16 protein-coding genes and 2 CRISPR repeat arrays are annotated in these 17,324 nt (G+C 68.8%); of the genes, 4 read left to right on the top strand and 12 right to left on the bottom strand.

The features are described from left to right. Positions 1-20 precede the first annotated feature (20 nt). Positions 21-1,619 carry a hypothetical protein gene (locus tag O7543_RS04005; RefSeq protein WP_281555114.1) on the bottom strand — a complete coding sequence of 533 codons (1,599 nt, stop codon included), beginning with the start codon at positions 1,617-1,619 and terminating at the stop codon, positions 21-23. A gap of 42 nt (positions 1,620-1,661) precedes the next feature. After that, positions 1,662-2,099 carry a hypothetical protein gene (locus tag O7543_RS04000; protein WP_281555115.1) on the bottom strand — a complete coding sequence of 146 codons (438 nt, stop codon included), beginning with the start codon at positions 2,097-2,099 and terminating at the stop codon, positions 1,662-1,664. Positions 2,100-2,223: 124 nt separating this feature from the next. Here O7543_RS04000 and O7543_RS03995 point away from each other — a divergent pair, with 124 nt between their 5' ends. From O7543_RS03995 to O7543_RS03980, 4 genes are all read left to right on the top strand, one after another. Continuing rightward, positions 2,224-2,724, top strand: coding sequence for a hypothetical protein (locus O7543_RS03995; RefSeq protein ID WP_281555116.1), 501 nt, complete (start codon positions 2,224-2,226; stop codon positions 2,722-2,724). A 50-nt stretch (positions 2,725-2,774) separates the two neighbouring features. Then, a complete protein-coding gene (locus O7543_RS03990; RefSeq protein WP_281555117.1) occupies positions 2,775-3,878 on the top strand; it encodes a hypothetical protein in 1,104 nt (367 codons plus the stop codon). 34 nt (positions 3,879-3,912) lie between these two features. Then, positions 3,913-4,599 carry a hypothetical protein gene (locus O7543_RS03985; RefSeq protein ID WP_281555118.1) on the top strand — a complete coding sequence of 229 codons (687 nt, stop codon included), beginning with the start codon at positions 3,913-3,915 and terminating at the stop codon, positions 4,597-4,599. Between the two features lie 103 nt (positions 4,600-4,702). Beyond that, on the top strand, positions 4,703-5,098 hold the full coding sequence (locus O7543_RS03980) for a hypothetical protein (protein WP_281555119.1): 396 nt from the start codon (positions 4,703-4,705) through the stop codon (positions 5,096-5,098). A gap of 56 nt (positions 5,099-5,154) precedes the next feature. Here the strand turns inward: O7543_RS03980 and O7543_RS03975 are convergent, their stop codons facing one another. The 10 genes from O7543_RS03975 to cas3 all read right to left on the bottom strand — a co-directional run bounded on the left by O7543_RS03975 (position 5,155) and on the right by cas3 (position 17,127). Beyond that, complete coding sequence (locus O7543_RS03975) at positions 5,155-5,715, bottom strand: hypothetical protein (protein ID WP_281555120.1); 561 nt, start codon at positions 5,713-5,715, stop codon at positions 5,155-5,157. A 162-nt stretch (positions 5,716-5,877) separates the two neighbouring features. After that, positions 5,878-7,318: direct repeats of the CRISPR family, unit length 37 nt; unit sequence GTTGCGATCCTCACCGGGTCCGGGGACCCGGTGCAGC. A gap of 61 nt (positions 7,319-7,379) precedes the next feature. Beyond that, positions 7,380-8,357: an IS3 family transposase gene (locus O7543_RS03970; protein WP_281555420.1), complete on the bottom strand. Its 978-nt coding sequence runs from the start codon at positions 8,355-8,357 to the stop codon at positions 7,380-7,382. 41 nt (positions 8,358-8,398) lie between these two features. Then, on the bottom strand, positions 8,399-8,827 hold the full coding sequence (locus O7543_RS03965; RefSeq protein ID WP_281553169.1) for a hypothetical protein: 429 nt from the start codon (positions 8,825-8,827) through the stop codon (positions 8,399-8,401). Between the two features lie 99 nt (positions 8,828-8,926). Continuing rightward, positions 8,927-9,331: a CRISPR direct-repeat array (repeat unit 37 nt; unit sequence GTTGCGATCCTCACCGGGTCCGGGGACCCGGTGCAGC). 124 nt (positions 9,332-9,455) lie between these two features. Then, positions 9,456-9,746, bottom strand: a complete 291-nt coding sequence (gene cas2 / locus O7543_RS03960; RefSeq protein ID WP_123601778.1) for a CRISPR-associated endonuclease Cas2 — start codon at positions 9,744-9,746, stop codon at positions 9,456-9,458. Between the two features lies 1 nt (position 9,747). Beyond that, positions 9,748-10,785, bottom strand: a complete 1,038-nt coding sequence (gene cas1c / locus O7543_RS03955) for a type I-C CRISPR-associated endonuclease Cas1c (RefSeq protein WP_281555121.1) — start codon at positions 10,783-10,785, stop codon at positions 9,748-9,750. Next, positions 10,778-11,422, bottom strand: coding sequence for a CRISPR-associated protein Cas4 (gene cas4, locus O7543_RS03950; protein ID WP_281555122.1), 645 nt, complete (start codon positions 11,420-11,422; stop codon positions 10,778-10,780). Before cas4 ends, cas1c begins: the two co-directional genes overlap by 8 nt. After that, entirely contained in the window at positions 11,419-12,282 is an 864-nt protein-coding gene (gene cas7c, locus O7543_RS03945) for a type I-C CRISPR-associated protein Cas7/Csd2 (protein WP_281555123.1), read from the bottom strand. The genes cas4 and cas7c overlap by 4 nt, the downstream gene beginning before the upstream one ends. Further along, entirely contained in the window at positions 12,279-14,120 is a 1,842-nt protein-coding gene (gene cas8c / locus O7543_RS03940; protein ID WP_281555124.1) for a type I-C CRISPR-associated protein Cas8c/Csd1, read from the bottom strand. The genes cas7c and cas8c overlap by 4 nt, the downstream gene beginning before the upstream one ends. Further along, the gene (gene cas5c, locus O7543_RS03935; protein WP_281555125.1) at positions 14,120-14,821 is read right to left on the bottom strand and encodes a type I-C CRISPR-associated protein Cas5c; all 702 of its coding nucleotides are present in this window, start codon (positions 14,819-14,821) and stop codon (positions 14,120-14,122) included. The genes cas8c and cas5c overlap by 1 nt, the downstream gene beginning before the upstream one ends. Then, positions 14,818-17,127 (bottom strand): CRISPR-associated helicase Cas3', encoded by a 2,310-nt coding sequence (cas3, locus tag O7543_RS03930; protein WP_281567342.1) that lies wholly within the window; start codon positions 17,125-17,127, stop codon positions 14,818-14,820. The genes cas5c and cas3 overlap by 4 nt, the downstream gene beginning before the upstream one ends. Positions 17,128-17,324 lie beyond the last annotated feature (197 nt).

Genomic DNA, 17,324 nt, shown 5'->3' with positions numbered 1-17,324 from the left:
CCCCCGGTGACCGTCTCCGCTCATTCGCGGGCCTCTCCCAAGTCGTCGCCGGCTGAGCCAGGCTGTCCGGGCTGCCGCAGCGGATCGTCCCACAAGATCACAAAGCCGTGCCCGACGTGCCGGCCCGAAGCAGACGGATCCTCACCCCAGGCCGACTTCCTCAACTTTGCGACATGCATGGGCAGCTGCGCCATCCCCCCGGCGAACCCATTCGCCGACTCGACCATCGATCGCAGCACCCGGCACAGCTCAACGGCCAACACCGGATCGCGGTGCCAGACGATGGCTGGGACACCGGACCGTACGCCGACAAGCAGTTGCCGCTCGGCCGCGCTGTCCGGCAAGGGAGAATCGCTCAACACCAGAACGACCGCCGCCTCGTCACCCGTCAGCAACGCCTCCAGTTGGGCGTCGACCTGATCAGGCGCGGCGCAGAATATCCGAGAAGACCCGCCCTCCGCAGCAACGCCACGCCAGCGCACCCGCCACCGCCGATGCCACTCGGGGGAACGCAGCCGCTCCAACGAGCGGATCACCAGTGGATACTCCACCACCAACGGGCTCGGCACCGGCGACCGAAGTTCCTTGCGCCAGGTGTCGACCGGCTCGTTGAGCAACTGCCACGGCAGGACGATCTCGATCGTCACCGGCCCCGCCTGGTGCGCCCAGCGCCGCTCCGTCTCCGACAGCACCTCGTCGACCGCAGCCTCCAGGTCGCCGTAGCGCACTCGGCGATGCTCACCCCGCACCGGTGCCCAGGTTGGCGACGCCCACTGATACCAGTGGGACATGATGAACGTGTCGTCGTCACCGCCGTACTTCTCGAACTGGATGACCAGGTAAGCCGTCGCGGGGCCGACGGCACCGTCCGCCACGGCAGCGGCGGCGGCGGGGGCGGCGGTGGCGACCGCCGCGACGGGCGACCGGCCGAAGCGGGTCCCACCCACCCCGACGAGGGCGTCCTCCGGCACGTCCCACTCATCGGCCAGGGCCCGAATCAGCTGGCGCAGCCGCTGCCGCGCCTCGGCCGGCACACTGTCGTCGAGCCGACCGAGCAGCCGCAACCAGTGCGGCACCCCGCCAAACCCCGTCCCGTCGCCCGCCACACCGGCACTCGACGGCGCCACCGCCAGATGGGCGAACAGATGCCACAGCGAGGTGCAGTGCTCCGGCGGCGGCTCCTGCCGGCACTCGACCACGAACCGACGCCACCGCGCCGTCACCCGCAACTCGGACAGGTCACCCCGCAGCCAACCCAGATCGTGATCGGCGAACTGCTCGAACACCTGCCACTCGTCGGACAGCTGGAGCAGCGTCAGGGTCCGCGCGCCGGCCGGCTCCAGTAGCTCGAGACACTCGGCGAGCAGCCGCAGCCCGCCGGTACGGTCGATGCAGGCCGTCACCAGGTCCACCAACTGCGGCCGTAACACCGCCAGGTCACGCAGCCGCAGCGGCCCGCCGAACGCCTCCTCGACCAGCCGCAGCAGCACCTGGCGGCTGCTCGGATCCCGGACCACGTCCGACTCCTCGAGCAGACCGGCTACCTCGGCGATGATCCGGCGACGCTCCGCCCCCTGCGGGGACGGCACACGCCGCTCGACGTCACTCGGGTCCAACATCGGGCCGGCCGTTCCGCCTGCACCGGGCCGACCCGCCCCGGATCAATCGAGCCGTCCCGGCCCGAACGGGTCCAATGTCTCCAGCGCACGGACCACGTCGTCGGCGTCGCCGGCCAGCTCCGCCCGCCGCCGCTGACCGTCCTGCTCAAACACGGCGATCACCCGCAGCGGGCCGGAGCGGCTGCGCAGCAGCGACTGGATCGCGTACCAGCCGGCCGACGACGCGATGCCGACCGCGATCTGCAGCAACGTGTCGGCAACCGGGCCCCGGGTGGACACGATCTCGAACTCCGCCGCCGGATGCCAGGTACGCGCGGTGACCCCCTGCGCGGTCAACTGGTCGACCAACTGGGTCGTGTGCGCCGGGTAGACCGGTGTGCCGTGGTCGAACCCCTGCGGCAGAAGGACCACGTCGGTGCCGGCCACCGGCCCCGGACCGGCATCCGCGGGCACGGTGACGACGGATTCCTCGGAGAGCATATGTCGATGGTATGTGGACCACGCGAACCAGCCGACCCCGGACCGATCCAGTGGAGCGGCACTGCTACAACAGATCGCATAAACATGACCGTCACTGTTTGCAACGATCGAGCGGAGGGCCGCGATGCCCGACCCGACCGAGCCAGACTGGCGGCCGGACTACACCGGCGACAACAGCCTCGGTGATGTCGGTGCCGGTCGACGCCTCGGAGCGCACCTGTACTACCTGTACCGGGCCGGCCGGAACGAGCTTCCGGAGATTGCCTCTGTCTACGCCAGGCTGACGAGGCGGATGCACAGCATCGTCGACGGGTTGGAGACGCAGTTCGATCGACCGGGGCTCGGAATGCATCCGGCGCACCTGCGGCTGATGGAGTTGCGGGACGAGGCGCACGACGTGTTCCGTCAGACCTGCCTGCGCATGCAGGAGGTCGGTGCGGCGCTCGTGGACATCGCCGACTCGTACGCCGCCACCGACGAGCTGGCCGCAGACGAATTCTCCCGGCTGCTGCACGACAACGCCGAGGAGTACGGCACCTCGCCGCCGCACATCCCTGAACTACCCGGGGTGCACGATCCCCCGCCGAGCAGACCGACCCATGACGGACGAATCGGTGGTATTTGAGATGACCGAGCCCTGCTCCGACCCCTACTCGCGATCGTGACGGAGGTTTGATGAGCGAGCCTTCGATCACCTACGACCCGCAGGAGTTCTACCGCACGCTCTCGGAAATCCAGGGCTACTTCGCCGAACTCCGCTACATCGACACCGCGATGGCCTTCCTGGAGGAAGAGAAAGCCAGCTGGTGGCATCAGACACCGGTCGGCCCCGGCACGCACTACATCGAAGTCCGTTTCGGGCCCACGTTCCCCTTCACGAAGATTTACCACGTACCGGCGGACTACGTACGCATGCCATGGCACGACAGCCGCAAGGATGAGGTCGAGGAACATCTTCGGACGTTGGCCCGTGAGGCTGCGACGTGGGCGGCCACCGAGGTCGATGCCATCACCACCCGGGTCAAGCCGTATAGCTGGCCTGCTGGCGCCTGGTACGAGAGCCAGTGCATCGAGCCGATCCTGAGCGCGCACGACGCGCTGGCAGACGAGGTCAGCGCCGACTTCGGCAAGCTGAGCCACAGCCTCGGAAACTGGGAGGGTGAGGCGGCCGACAACTTCGCCACCAACTTCTACAACCCGTTCGAGCACATTCTGCGTAGTCAGAAGCAGCTACTCACCGCGCTCGCCGCTGGCGTCACCGCCGCCAAGGCCATCGCCGAGTCCACTCAGCACAGCCTCATGAACGTGGTGCACTACACCGGTGAGGCGCTACGTGAACAGCTGGAACTTGCCCAGAGCATGGCGGAGCTGGCGCGGCAGGAGTCGCTACGCAACATTCTGATCATCGCCGGCGGTGCAGCGACCGTATTCGGCGGGATCCTCGGTGGCGCGACGGCGACCGTCGGTGGCCTGTGGGTGGCGAGTTCGGGCGTTGTCGCGGGTGGCGTGAGCATCGCCGCGACCACCATCCCAGATGGCGGCTGGGCGGCGCTGAATCTGCAGGGCAGCACCGCCGCTGACCTGCTCGACTCGGTCTCGGACGCGATCGGGCAGATCGTCGAGAATGACAGCGATCAGCACGCGGCCCTGCAGGAAGTGACCCAGGAAGCGCTCGACCGCGTCGACTCGCTCCGAATCGGCGACGGGGATGGCAGGCTCATCCCGGTCGAGCCCAACATCGTGTCCGGCGTCGACGGCAACGATTTCTACCTACCCTGACGGCATTTCGACACGACGGCCCTGGAGGACTGCCATGCGTCTACATACCGGTCGGCTCCGGCGCGGCATCGTCGCAGTGGCGCTCGTGGTCGTCGCTGCCGGATGCGGTGCTGGCGGCCCGACACCACCGCCTGAATCGAACCCACGGTACGGGCAGATCCCTGAGGACCTGTGCTCCCGGCTGCAATTCGAGGCGGTGTTCGGTCGGTTTGCTCTGGACCTCGCCCGTTCCCATGAGGACGGCTCGGACTATCGCACGGAACGCACCTACTGGCGGGAGCGATGCGACTTCGGCGCCATCGCACCCGACGAGCACTTCGCCACCGCACTCGGCGAGTTCCAGCCGTCCGGCGCGATACAGGTCCGCGTCTACCACGGCGTGGCGGGCGCGGTGCAGGCCTACGATCAGGAAGTCGCGAACTACATTGATCTACCAGAGGAGACCGGGCCGGACCCCGCCACCGCCGATCTGACCGGTTGGTGGGGCGACAGCGGTAAATCGCTCCAGACGGCACTGGTGCTGGATCCCGATGACTTCACCCTCGGCGACTTCGCCGCCTCGCAGCTCGACGTCACCCACCTCATCCGCCACGAAAACCTGGTGCTAGTGGTGTACGCGGGCGCGGTGGCCCCCACCGGGGAAACCGCAGAGGCGGTCACGCTCCTGCACGACCTGGCGGACGCGCTGATCGACGAGACAGCCAGCCATCTCGACCGCTGAGCAGAGACACCTGCTGGCCGAGGACGACACGCCCTGCCATGATCACGGCAAGCAGAGGCGGCACGAGCACGATGGCCAGCAACGCCAACCACGGTACGTACCAATGAAGCTCGGCGCTGAAACCAATGTAAGCCGCCGCCGGGCCGATCCCGGAAAGCAGGCCGAGCACGGTGCCGACCCAGACAATAAGCCACGCCTGAGCTGTCGTGATGCGTCGGCGGACGCGGAGAGCCGCGCCGACCGCAGCCATGGTCGCCAAGTCCGGCCGCAGCTCCACCGACGCCAGTCCGACCGCCACCTGCTCGCCACGACGGTGACCGGCGACTCCGCAGGTTCGGCGGCGGTGAGCTGCGCCGCGAGCAGGATCGAGTTCGCCGCAGCCAGCTCCTGCTCATCCGGCATCTGCGTCGTGTCCACCACAACGAGCCGGACCCTGGTGTCCAGGCCGATCCGCTGCGGGGTCTCCGGCGCGATCACCAGGCCGAGAAGCCTCGTGTAGTACTCCGATCGGCTGGCAACAACGGCTGGCAACAACGTGAGCCCTTGGCCATCCGACTACAGCGCGACACGGCCATCGGGCGTCACCAGTGTGTCGTTGAACGCGACCGCGTCACCTCGGTCGAGCGCCTCCTGCTCGGTTCGGGTGGCGGGCCGGCCGGTCACCAACCGGATGACCTCCGCCCCGCCGACGGCCACGTCCCGCTGCCCGGCGGCGACGGACACCGTCGCGGTCGGGCCGGCCTGCAGGTCCGTAGCGGTGACTACCCTGACCGTGGCCCGGCTCGGCAGGGCACCGGCGACCCGTCGCAGACCGTCCGGCCCCAGCTTCTCCGCCGCGTCCATTGGGACCAGCACCTGGCCGGGACGGGCGTCGAGTCGGCTCGGGGTCACTTCGCCGCGAGCCGCGCCCGCCAGGGCAAGTGCGACGCTGCCGGCGACCGCGGCGGTCACCGGGGCAACAGCCGCAGCCGTACGGAGCCGATGCCGGGCAGCATGGCGCAACGCCAGCCGTGACGGCGTGGGAAGCAGACCAGCGACTCGACCGCTCATCCGCACCAGCGCCGGCGTGCTGGCGACGACGCCGAGCAACAGCGCAACGCCGCCAGCGGCAAGCATCTGCGGCCGCCCTTGTGGGTTGCCGGCAACGCCACCACCCCCACGACAAGGAGCGCCAACCCAGCCACCGCGCCGAGGCCATCGACCTTCGACGTGCCCCGCTGGCCGCCGAGGGCACCACGGACCGAGCCTTGCCGGACGGCGCGGGCCGGCAGCAGCGTGGCCAGCATCCTCACCGGGTCCGGGGACCCGGTGCAGCCGTGAGCAGCGAACCAATCCGGGCGGCGGACCCACGTTGCGATCCTCACCGGGTCCTGGAACCCGGTGCAGCTCGGTCAGCAGCCGCCTCCGGCCGATGTGCAGGTGCGCGTTTCGATCCTCACCGGGTCCGGGGACCCGGTGCAGCGACCTGGTAGCTGTGCTGTGGGGCGAGGCTCATCACCGCGTTGCGATCCTCACCGGGTCCGGGGACCCGGTGCAGCACTCGCGGATTCCTCGGCTTCGTCGTCGACAACCAAGAGTTGCGATCCTCACCGGGTCCGGGGACCCGGTGCAGCGGGCAGACCCTGTACGGCATGCCGTTCCGATCGCTGTTGCGATCCTCACCGGGTCCGGGGACCCGGTGCAGCTCCACTCCGGACGGTATTTGGCAATGCGGCCAACGATGTTGCGATCCTCACCGGGTCCGGGGACCCGGTGCAGCGGTTGTAGATGACGTATTTCAGGGCGACGTGCCCTGTTGCGATCCTCACCGGGTCCGGGGACCCGGTGCAGCCGGGCCGATCGTGGCCTGCACCTCGGCCGAGTCGTCGTTGCGATCCTCACCGGGTCCGGGGACCCGGTGCAGCGGTCCTGTCGGTCGCCGCCGCCTTCGACCAGGACCTGTTGCGATCCTCACCGGGTCCGGGGACCCAGTGCAGCATGTTCGCGCACATCCCGATCAAGGATCTCGAAGGGATGTTGCGATCCTCACCGGGTCCGGGGACCCGGTGCAGCTCTATCCATTGCAGCTTGCCCTGCCGCTCGATCAGGTTGCGATCCTCACCGGGTCCGGGGACCCGGTGCAGCGCCACCACAGCGACGACCCGGGCCTCTTGATCGCCCCGTTGCGATCCTCACCGGGTCCGGGGACCCGGTGCAGCAGGGCCAGGTCCCGCAGCACGTACCGGCCGGTCAGGTGTTGCGATCCTCACCGGGTCCGGGGACCCGGTGCAGCGGTCGGGCGGGCAGGTCCGCTGGTAGTCGCCCCACCGGTTGCGATCCTCACCGGGTCCGGGGACCCGGTGCAGCCCTGCGTACCACCCGGGGCGGTAGCCGCCGCCAGGAAGGTTGCGATCCTCACCGGGTCCGGGGACCCGGTGCAGCGCGCACCGCGATGCGGCAGATGGTCGGCGTGTTCGCGGTTGCGATCCTCACCGGGTCCGGGGACCCGGTGCAGCAGGGCGGCTTGCACCACCGCACCGTGTTCGGGCTGGAGTTGCGATCCTCACCGGGTCCGGGGACCCGGTGCAGCCCGCCGCCCGAACCATCCGCACCATCCCGAATCCCAAGGTTGCGATCCTCACCGGGTCCGGGGACCCGGTGCAGCCAGCCCGAGGCGCTGACTGACGCTGGCGTGGTGTTGCGGTTGCGATCCTCACCGGGTCCGGGGACCCGGTGCAGCGTTGATTCGACCGCGCGCATCGGAGCCGGTCAAGTCAAGTGAGACAGATTCTTGATCTTTCTTAGCTTTGTGTTGCTGGGTGTGTGTTCGTGGGCGGGGTGGTGCTCTGGTCGGGGGCGGTGTTGTCGGGTTTGTTGATCCATGCCCGGTCCGGTAGGCGGGGCGGCTGGGGCCGTCGGCGGCCGAACCGGTGTGGGTGGGCCGCGCGGGCGGCGTCGAGGGTGTGTTGCCGTTGCTGACGGATCTGTCCGGCGGTGCCGTGGTGCACCGAGGCGGGGGTGTGCAGCCCGATCCCGGAGTGCCGGTGCTCGTGGTTGTAGTAGGTGTAGAAGGCCTCGCAGTGCTGCCGGGCGTGCTGGATCGACCCGAACCGGTCGGGAAACGTCGGGTCGTACTTCAAGGTCTTGAAGCTCGCCTCGATGTACGGGTTGTCGTTGGATGTCTTGGGTCGGCTGTGACTACGGCCGATCTTCAGGTCGGTGAGGAGCTGGGTGATGGTCTTGCAGGTCATCGCCGCGCCCCGGTCGGCGTGCACGGTCAGCTGGTCGGGGTCGACGCGTTCGCGGGCGGCGGCGTCGGCGATCAGCGCTTCGGCCAGTTGGCCGTCCTCGTGCGCGGCGACCAGGTGACCGACGACGTAGCGGGACCAGATGTCGATCACGGTGTACAGGTGGTACCAGACGCCTTTGACGGGTCCGCGTAGCTTCGTGATGTCCCAGCTCCATATCTGGTTCGCCGCGTCGGCGACGAGTTCCGGCTTGGTGCGGGCCGGGTGCGTCGCCTGGTTACGGCGTTCGCCGTTCTGTCCGGCGGCACGCAGAATTCGGTACATGGTGGACTCAGAGCACCACCAGCGGCCCTCGTCGAGTTCACGTGCCCATACCTGTGCGGGTGCCAGGTCCTGGTAGGGCTGGCTGTTGAGCAGGTCGAGGACCTGTTGTCGTTCGGCCTGGGTCAGTGCGGACGGTGGTGGTCTGCGGGGTGTCCGGGGCTTCGGCGGTGTCGGGTTGCGGTGGCGGTAGATGGTGGCTCGGGACAGGCCGGTCAGTCGGCACGCCGCGGCGGTGCCCCACAGTGGTGTCAGCGCGGTGTGCGCCTCGTCGAGGACGGCGGGGGTGTCGCGGTGTCCGCGCTCTCGGAGAGCAGTTCCAAGAGCGCGTGTGCTTTTCCCATGATGTCCAGTGCTGTGCGTGTCTTGGTCAGCTCGTTCTCGAGGCGGGCGTTCTGTCGACGTAGCCGGGCGAGTTCGGCTGACTCGGTGTTCTTCCGGGTCCGTTCGGCGGACTGGCGTCGGTCGGTCAGGCCTGCCGCTGCGCCCGCATCACGGGCCTTTCGCCAGTCGAGGATGTGTGATCCGTACAGGCGTTCCCGGCGCAGGATCGCACCCCGGGCCGCAGCGTCGGGGGCCGCGTCGTATTCCGCGAGGATCCTGGCCTTGAACTCTGCGGTGAATGTCCGACGAACCGGCTTGGCGTCCAGATCGCCGGAACCGATGGACTTGTCTGCCATGCTGATGATCTCCCCTCAGACCCGTCCGGGGAGCGTATCCCCTGGTAGACGACCTGTCTCAACTCAGCCTGACAGAGAGGGCATCGCGTCCCGAGCTCCGTTGCGATCCTCACCGGGTCCGGGGACCCGGTGCAGCCGTGAGTGACGTCAAGGGGTTGAGTGGTCAAGGGGTTGTTGCGATCCTCACCGGGTCCGGGGACCCGGTGCAGCCGTGAGTGACGTCAAGGGGTTGAGTGGTCAAGGGGTTGTTGCGATCCTCACCGGGTCCGGGGACCCGGTGCAGCTCGTCTCCGAGATGATCTTCTCTGGGACGAGTGGGTTGCGATCCTCACCGGGTCCGGGGACCCGGTGCAGCCGGCACCCACGGATGGCCGTTCCGGGTGGAGCGGATCGTTGCGATCCTCACCGGGTCCGGGGACCCGGTGCAGCCTCGCCGTCGCGGCGCTGGCCGGCCGGCGTGCATGGCGGTTGCGATCCTCACCGGGTCCGGGGACCCGGTGCAGCGGCTCGCGAGCTGCGAAAATAGGAGTAAATCGCTTGACTTCCGGTTAGCAGGCGAGCCGATACGGGCATTTTGCCCAATGTGTTGGTTCGGAACCTCCTGGGATTTCGTGCTCACCGGAGGTTCCTAGATCACGAACGGGCCGCGCGGGTCGATACCACGGGGACGTCCGAGATGTTCGACGTCGTCGAGCGCCATCGCGGGAAGGCGGTAGATCCGTACGCTGTCGCGGGTCGGGTCGATGACCGCCTCGATGGCCGCGACCAGCTTGACCTTGTCCGCGTCCCGGCACACCACTTCGAACACCGACTTTTGGACGCGGTGCCCGTACCCCTCGCAGATCTTCGCCACCTTGCGCAGCCGGCGGGCACCAGCCGGGGTGGTGGTCTCGACGTCGTACGTCACGAGCAGGTCCATTTCAGGCGACCGTCCACGGCTGGTACGCGGCCAGGTCGCCGCGAAGGTGCCGGGCGAGCAGCCGCGCCTGTACGAGCGGCAGCAGTGCGCCTTCGACGTCACGCCGCAGGTACGCGTGCGGCCAGGCCCGCTGCCGGCTCTTCTCCCAGGCGGTGAACACCTTCTTGCGCCCATCGTCGGTCAGTTGGTACGCGCCGTTCGGCAGGTGATCGAAGTCCTTGTCGCTCAGTTCGCGCCGGTTGAGCAGGGTGAAGACCAGCCGGTCCACGAGCAGGGGACGGAACTCTTCCATCAGGTCGAGCGCGAGTGCCGGCTTGCCGGACCGTACGCCGTGCAGAAGCCCGATGTACGGGTCGAGCCCGACCTGCTCGAGCGCTCCGTGCACGGCGCCGCGCAGCATCCCGTAGAGGAAGGAGAGTAGGCAGTTGACCGGGTCGGTGGGCGGACGTTTGTTGCGGCCGGCGACCTTCCATTCTTTGCTTCTGGTGACCAGGTGCGGCATGGCGGCGAAGTAGTCCCGGGCGGTGATCCCTTCGACGCCGAACACTTCGTCGATGGTGGTGGCGTCGCGCAGCAGGTTCAGCCGTTCGGCGATCAGGTCGGCACTGGCGCGCAGCGCGGTCTGACGGAACCCGGAGCTGTCCCGGGCGGTACGCAGCAGCACCTGCCGGCTGTTGTGAATCTTCCCGGCGATCATGGCCTTTGAGATCGACACCCGCTGTTGAGTGTCGTCGGCGGCGCGGTGCTGGGCTTGCCGCAGCAGCGGGTTGCCGGTGGCCGGCCCGACCGTACGCATCAGGAACCGCCCATTGCCGGTGAGGTAGGTGACGGACCGACCGTCGGCTGCGCAGCGTAGTTGCAGTTCCTGGCTGACGTTGACTCCGCCGAAGGCGACGAGGTGGTCGAGGCGGACGAGCGGCACCCGTCTGGGTGGGGTCTTCGGCTCGTCGTCGGGGTGGAAGGCCCGCAGGGTGTCGCCGTCGAGGTGCAGGCTTGTGCCCGGCCTCTGGACGTACAGAGTGTTCAGCAGTTCAGTCACGCCAGGTTCCGAGTGGTCGCGGGGTAAACAGGTCGAGTAGTGGCCGGCTGTGCCCATCGGTGGCTTCGGGCAGGCAGGCGTCGCGCAGGGAGCACCGCCGGCAGCGTTTGTCGTTGCGGGCGAGCGGAAGCTTCGAGGTGCCGAGGATCTGCCGTACCGCCTCGGCGGCTTCGATGACCTGCTCGATCAGTGTGTCGTCGATGGTGACCGGGTGGCGGCGGCGTTCGGCGACGGAGTAGATGTAGCCGAGCGGCACTTCGAACCCGGCGTCGATGAGGCACAGCGCCTGTCCGCCGAGTTGCAGTTCGGCTGGTCCTCCGGCCTGGTACCGGCCGACCTTGTATTCGACCGGGGTGGCGACCTGTCCGGTGAACTCGACGACGTCGCAGACGCCACGCAGCCCGTACGTCTCACTGCCGACCGGTAGTGACCGCACGACGGTGACACCTGCCCGGCGGGTGACGCCGGGCAGGTCGACGGCGGTGTGGCTGAGGTCTCCGCGTACCGTTTCCGCGCTCTCGTCCCACACCTGTTCGACGTGGATGAGCGCGGTCTGCCGGTGACAGTAGGCATAGTGCTCAAGGGCGGACAGCGGGACCTCGCGGATCCCGCTGTCGCTCTCGACCGGGTCGGTCACAGCCAGAGGTCCACCTCGGTGGTGACCTGGACGCCATCGGGCAGCGGGGTGTCGGCGATGGTCCGCTGGTAGTCGAGATGTTGGCGGGCCGGCTTGTCGGGGTTGGTCCGGCTGACCTGGATCCGCTTGGTGAGGCTGGCCGCGGGGGCGACGCCCAGCGCGTCGGGGTGGCTGAAGATCCACAGCCCGCAGAGCTTCATCTCGCCTCGGGTGGCGGACCGGTCGTGGTCGAACATCATGGCGATGGCCCGCCAGAGCGCGGTGAGGTCGTCGGGGGTGACGCCGGTCTTCGCGGCGCGCGGCGCGGAGTAGAAGGCGTGTGCGCGGTAGAGACCGTACGGGACGGTCCACTTCGAGCCCATCTCGGTGCGTTCGCCTTTGTCGATGTCTTCCTGGCGGGTCTGGGTGACCCGGGTGATGGCGTGGTCGGCCGGCAGGATCGGGTCGATGCTGCGGGCGAAGCCGACCTGTAGTGGACCGCGTACCTGCCCGGCGCCGCCTTTGGCGCCGGTGCTGAGCACCGCGCCGAACATGCGGATGTCGAAGTAGTGCTCGCAGAGCCACTGCTGCGCCTGGTCCGCCCGCCCTGGTGCGGCGGCGAGCCCTTCCTCGATGCGCGTGTTCAGGGCGTGGCCGGCTTCGACGAAGATGCCGTACCGGGGGTCGTCGCCGCGCATCAGGGCCACCGTGTCCCGGATCTTGCGCTTGATGGCGACGTCGGTGACGAGACCCTGGCCGGTTTCGTCGTCGGTGCGGGGCTGGTTGCCGCCGTCGGGGTCGCCGTTGGGGTTGCCGTCGGTTACATCGAAGAACATCACGACGTCGTGACGGCGGGCGGGGTCGAGGTGGGCGGCACTCATGCGGCATCTCCTTCAGGTGCGTCAGCTGCCGGCGTCCCGTCCGCACCGGGCGGCAGGTCGGCGGGTGGCAAATCGGTGTTCTTCTTGCTGGCGGCGGCTTCGATCCGTTCGGCCCGCATCGCGGCGCGCTGGTGGTGGTAGCCGAGGACGAACGCGGCTTTCTGCATCAGCATGGCCGAGCTGGGGATCGAGGTGTCGGCGTCGATCTGCGCGAAGATGTCGTCGAGTCGGTTGGCGTACGCGCCGGCCCAGGCCGGTTTGCCGAGCGGGCCGCGCAGCCGTCGCAGCCAGGCGGTTGCGGAGCGACGGCCGTTGACCAGCACCGCCTGCGGGTTGGTGATCGCCCGGCCCATGTAGCGCTCAGCGAAGGTGGTGTTGAGCTGCTGGTTCGCGGCGCGGTAGACGGCCTGTTGCAGGTCGTCGAGCACGGCGAAGGCGCGACCGGACAGGTACGCGGGGTCGCGGTTGGCGTCGTTCAACGTCGGGGTCAGCCTTTCTGCGTGGTACGGAGGAAGCCCGGGGCGGCGCAGGACGGCGAGTCGGATCAGGGCGACCCGGGCGGCGTCGACGCGGCCGTCGGTGCGGATGCGGTCGATGACGTGAGCGAGGATCTTGGGTGGCAGTGGCGCACCGAAGACCGCTGACCGCCACAGCGCGTGGTAGAGGCCGCCGGGGCGGTCCTCGCCTCGGGCGCCGAGTTTGATCCAGCTGCCGGGGCCGCTGCCCCGGCCGGGCTGCCACCGGCCGGCGACCCGGGTGAGCTGGACGAGCTTGACGAGGGTCGGCTTGCCGTCCCAGCCGGCGATCTTGTGGTCGTCGATCCAGCGACGGAGGTTGGCTTTCACCGCCGGCAGCGGCATTTCGACCCAGTCGCGGACGACGACGCGGGCGACGTTGCCGGAGACGGTGACCGAGCAGAATTTCGACAGGTCGTCGACGGTGGCTTCGGTGCCGCGTGTCGGGCTGACGATCATGTCCAGCGCGGACTTCTCGTCCTCCTGGTCGAGCGGCCCCATCGGGTCGAACGACGCCCCGCCGATCACCCACCAGGTCAGCCGGGCGTTCTGGCCGGGCAGGCTCGCATGGTGGTCGGTGTCGCTGAGCAGCACGGTCAGCGACGACATGAACGTCAGTCCACAGGTGACGCAAATCGGGGTGTTGCCGAGAAACTTGGTCAGCTCGTAGCCGTGCACCGCTTCGTTGACGCTGACCAGCGACGCTCCCTGGGTAGCGCCGGGCAGCAGCCGCTGCGGAATCTGCTGCGGGATGGTCTTGAGCAGGTCACGCACCTCGCCGCAGACGAGGCACCGGCCGGCCCGGCCGAGCCCTTTGCGGCCGGCGGCGACGGTCGCCCAGTAGCGACGCGCGCTGTCGTGCTCGAAGGCGAACTCTCCGCCGACCCGGATGCCGACCATGTCGGCCCGGCCCCACTTGTCCGGCTGCTGCACCTTGTGGTGCTGGCGGCGGCGGTAGAAGGCGGCGACCGCCGGGCCGGGTCCGTCGGGTTCGGCTTCGGCCCAGTCGCGGATGAGTTCGACGAACGCGTCGTGCTGTTTGCCGATCCGGTCGGCTTTGCCGCCGTCGGCGACCCAGCCGAGCGCGTATTCGACGTTGTCGACGGCGAGGGTGGGGGCGATCCCGACGGTACGGGTGACGGCCGGCACGCTCCGTTCGATGCCGAATCGGGCACCGGCGGCGTCGCTGGCGGTGTCGGTCTGCCCCCGGTAGCCGCCGTCCCGGTCGATGTCGACGATCAGCCGTACGGGTTTGCGGCCGTAGAAGGGCGGAAGCACGTCGTCGCTGGTGGCGGCGAATTCGACGAGGCGTTGCAGCAGCATCAGGCGGCTCCGCCAGCGGACGGCAGCGCCATTTCCATACCGCGTGGCGGGACGTGCAGGACGCCTTCGCCGACGCGGGCGGCGAACCATTCCATCCGGGGTTGGTTTTTGCCGTCGCGGTGGATGGTGTGCAGCATGATGCCGACTTCTTCGTTGACGCTGGTGTCGCGCGGGGTGTCGTCGGGCCAGCTGAAGTCGGCGCTGAATTCACGCGTACCGAGGTAGGGCTGTTGGAAGCAGGCTCCTCGGCGGACCCGGCGGCGCAGCTGGTCGCGGTAGGCGGCGGCGGGTTTGTCGGCGTGGGCGGCGGGCACCAGGTGCGCGTGGATGCGGTAGGCGACGTCGCGCAGGCAGACGGCGTTGCGCTGGTCGCGGTGGGCGACGGTGTCGACTCGGCGTTTGCCGCGGATGGCGTCGGCGAGCGGGGCGACGTCGGTGGTTTCGTTGCGGCGGATGGTGAACTGCTTGATCGGTTTCAGCACTTCGATGGCGACGATCTCGTAGCGGATCTCCGGCTTCCAGTAGATCGCTTCGAGGACACCGACGGCCGCCGTGGGGGTCATCACCGGGTACGTGACCCGTTCGACTTTCAGCTCGGGGCGGGAGAACAGGGCGGCGTCGCCGCTGACCTGGACGGCGATCGGCAGGTCGCCGTCCTTGCTGCGGCGGAAGGCCAGCCCGTTGACGACTTCCGTGGTCACAGGATGAAGTCCTCCAGTTTCGGGTCGAAGATCATGCCGGTGTGCGGGTCGTAGTCGCCGCGCCATTCGACGAGCGCGCCGACTCGGACGTCCGAGCCGAGGATCGGCTGCATCAGGGCCCGCACACCGGCGTCGCGCTGAGGCACGCCCGGGTGGACGGTGGTGGTGTAGGGCTGCAACCGGCGCAGGTCACGCATGTCGGGTACGGGTGCGGTGCGTACCCGGTGAACGAGTTCTTCGACGTGGGCGCGTTCGTCGGGCGTACCGGCGCCTTGTGGGGTGACCACCGAGATGCTGTCGGCGCTGATGATGCGGAAGGCGCGCTTGCGGTCACGGTGTCCGCTGTCGTCGAGCGGCCCGTCGGCGACGGTCTCATACGCCCAGGCGGCCCGGGACCGCTGGATCTGCTGGCCGATGTGCTGCGGGTCGTTGAGGTTGAGCGTGCTGTAGATGGAGCGGTAGTAGGCGGCGAGTGCGTCAGGGTCGTCGGGGTCGGCGCGGCCGGGTCCGAAGTGGGTGGTCGCGGCGCCGACGAGCCGTTTGTACGTCTCCGGAGCGCCGCCGTCGGCGGGCGCGAAGATGACGACGCGGCCGTGGTCGAGGCGGCCTTCCCGGTTGGCCCGGCCGGCGGCCTGCAGCAGCGAGTCGGCGGGGGCCATCGCCCGGTAGACGGTCGGGAAGTCGACGTCGACGCCGGCTTCGATGAGCTGGGTGGAGACCAGCAGGACCGGCTCGTCGTTCGTCAGCCGGTCACGGACGTCTTCGAGTACGCGCTGCCGGTGCGCCGGGCACATCCGGGTGGACAGGTGCCGGGCGTGGTCGAGGTCGCCGCTGTCGCGCCAGGTGTCGAAGACGGCCTGGGCGTTGGCGGTGGTGTTGACGACGACCATCGCTGCGGGCGGCCGGCCGGCGGGGGTGGTGACGTCGTCGGCGGCCTGGTCGGCGATGTCGGCGAGGGTCGGGGCGGGGTCGAGCCGCCATTCGTAGCGGACCCGTTTGAGCTGGTTGGCGACGGCGGGTACGTCGGTCAGCACGTCGGTGTAGTCGACGCCGTTCATGGTCGGCAGCGACCAGAACTCGGGCTGGGTGGCCGAGGAGAGCAGCACGGTGGTGCCGAAGTGCCGCACCAGCAGCCGCAGCCCGTCGAGGATCGGGACGAGCATGTCGTGCGGCAGGGCCTGCACCTCGTCGAGGACGATGACCGATCCGGCGAGCCGGTGCACCCGGCGCATCGCGGACGGCCGGCGGCCGAACAGCGACTCGAAGAGGCGGACGAAGGTGGTCACGACGAACGGTGCGTCCCAGTTCTCGGCGGCGAGTCGGCCCCACCGGCCGGCGGCGGCGTCCTCGAAGTTGACCTGGCTGTGGTGTTCCAGGACGACCGGCTCGGCGCCGGGCTCGTCGAGCATGCCACGGTAGACGGCGGCGTTCTGCCCAGTGATGGTCAGAAACGGAACAGCGACGATGACGCGTCGTTGCTGGTTCTTCTCGGCGTGCCGCAGCGCGAACCCGGCGGCGCAGAGCGTCTTGCCGGCCCCGGTCGGCGCGGGCAGCCGGTAGATCCCCGGCGGCTGGTCGGCGAAGCTGACGCACTGGGCGTAGACCTGCTCGCGCAGGTCGTCCACGGGCGACGGCTTGCCGGCGGCGAGCATGGTGGCTCGACGATGCTCAAGCATGGCGGCGCGGCGCTGCTCGAACAGCTTGTACAGGTGGCCGAAGTCGGCATCGGTGCGGACCCGGGGCGCGGCCAGTCCGTCGAAGTGCGCGCCGGTGTCGAGACCGTCGGCGTCGACCAGGGCGCTGTAGCACAGCCGCAGCGCCATCTCCCCCACAAGATGGTCCTGCAGCCACGCGTCGGGGATGGTCTGCCGCAGGTCGGGTGGCAGGTCGGGCAGCAGCCGGGGCAGCTCGGCCTCGGCAGAGGTGACGTCCTGCGCCCGGCTGAATCCCTGCTTGAGGGCCTTCCCCAACGAGTTGGTGTCGATCAACCCGCCGTGGTGGCCGAAGATCGCCCCTGAATAGCCGCCGAGCCCGCGCTCATACGCGATCCGGGTGCCCAATGACTTGTGATCGATGCCGACCCGCTGACCGGAGTTGGCGACATTCTTCAATTTATCCTGCCAGGCGCAGGACGCTTTCCCGACATCATGGAGCGCACCCAGCCAGTACGCCAACTCGCCACCACCGAACGGCGACGCGAAACGCCTGGCCAGCTCGGCGGTTCCCCGCAAATGATCTTCAAGTCGATGCCAGCGACCGCTGTTCCCACCTGGACTGTGCGCCCACAGCGACCGCTCCCCAGACATGAACAGATCTCTCACATTCCGTGCAAACAAAAAGGACCGGTCCATGAAGCCACCGCAGCAATCCACTGTCAAGACCAGGTTCCCGATTGAAGCAAACAACTGACGGGGTGGTGGAGGAGTGTCAGCCACTCACCCACCACGCCCGGCCGTTCAGTGGACTCGCTGCAGCCCATCGCGCTGTTTCGATCCTCGACATC

It is taken from the genome of Solwaraspora sp. WMMA2080 (assembly GCF_027497395.1).
Taxonomy (GTDB): domain Bacteria; phylum Actinomycetota; class Actinomycetes; order Mycobacteriales; family Micromonosporaceae; genus Micromonospora_E.
The sequence above is the reverse complement of the archived record's forward strand: the minus strand, read 5'-3'. Positions and strand labels throughout refer to the sequence as shown.

Excerpts from the sequence above, each read along its gene's own strand:
- O7543_RS03990 (WP_281555117.1), top strand. The coding sequence starts at position 2,775 with ATGAGCGAGCCTTCGATCACCTACGACCCGCAGGAGTTCTACCGCACG.
- cas8c (WP_281555124.1), bottom strand. The coding sequence starts at position 14,120 with ATGCTGCTGCAACGCCTCGTCGAATTCGCCGCCACCAGCGACGACGTG.
- O7543_RS03980 (WP_281555119.1), top strand. The coding sequence starts at position 4,703 with ATGAAGCTCGGCGCTGAAACCAATGTAAGCCGCCGCCGGGCCGATCCC.
- O7543_RS03965 (WP_281553169.1), bottom strand. The coding sequence starts at position 8,827 with ATGGCAGACAAGTCCATCGGTTCCGGCGATCTGGACGCCAAGCCGGTT.
- cas2 (WP_123601778.1), bottom strand. The coding sequence starts at position 9,746 with ATGGACCTGCTCGTGACGTACGACGTCGAGACCACCACCCCGGCTGGT.
- O7543_RS04000 (WP_281555115.1), bottom strand. The coding sequence starts at position 2,099 with ATGCTCTCCGAGGAATCCGTCGTCACCGTGCCCGCGGATGCCGGTCCG.
- O7543_RS03985 (WP_281555118.1), top strand. The coding sequence starts at position 3,913 with ATGCGTCTACATACCGGTCGGCTCCGGCGCGGCATCGTCGCAGTGGCG.
- cas7c (WP_281555123.1), bottom strand. The coding sequence starts at position 12,282 with ATGAGTGCCGCCCACCTCGACCCCGCCCGCCGTCACGACGTCGTGATG.
- O7543_RS04005 (WP_281555114.1), bottom strand. The coding sequence starts at position 1,619 with ATGTTGGACCCGAGTGACGTCGAGCGGCGTGTGCCGTCCCCGCAGGGG.
- O7543_RS03995 (WP_281555116.1), top strand. The coding sequence starts at position 2,224 with ATGCCCGACCCGACCGAGCCAGACTGGCGGCCGGACTACACCGGCGAC.
- O7543_RS03975 (WP_281555120.1), bottom strand. The coding sequence starts at position 5,715 with ATGCTTGCCGCTGGCGGCGTTGCGCTGTTGCTCGGCGTCGTCGCCAGC.
- cas3 (WP_281567342.1), bottom strand. The coding sequence starts at position 17,127 with ATGTCTGGGGAGCGGTCGCTGTGGGCGCACAGTCCAGGTGGGAACAGC.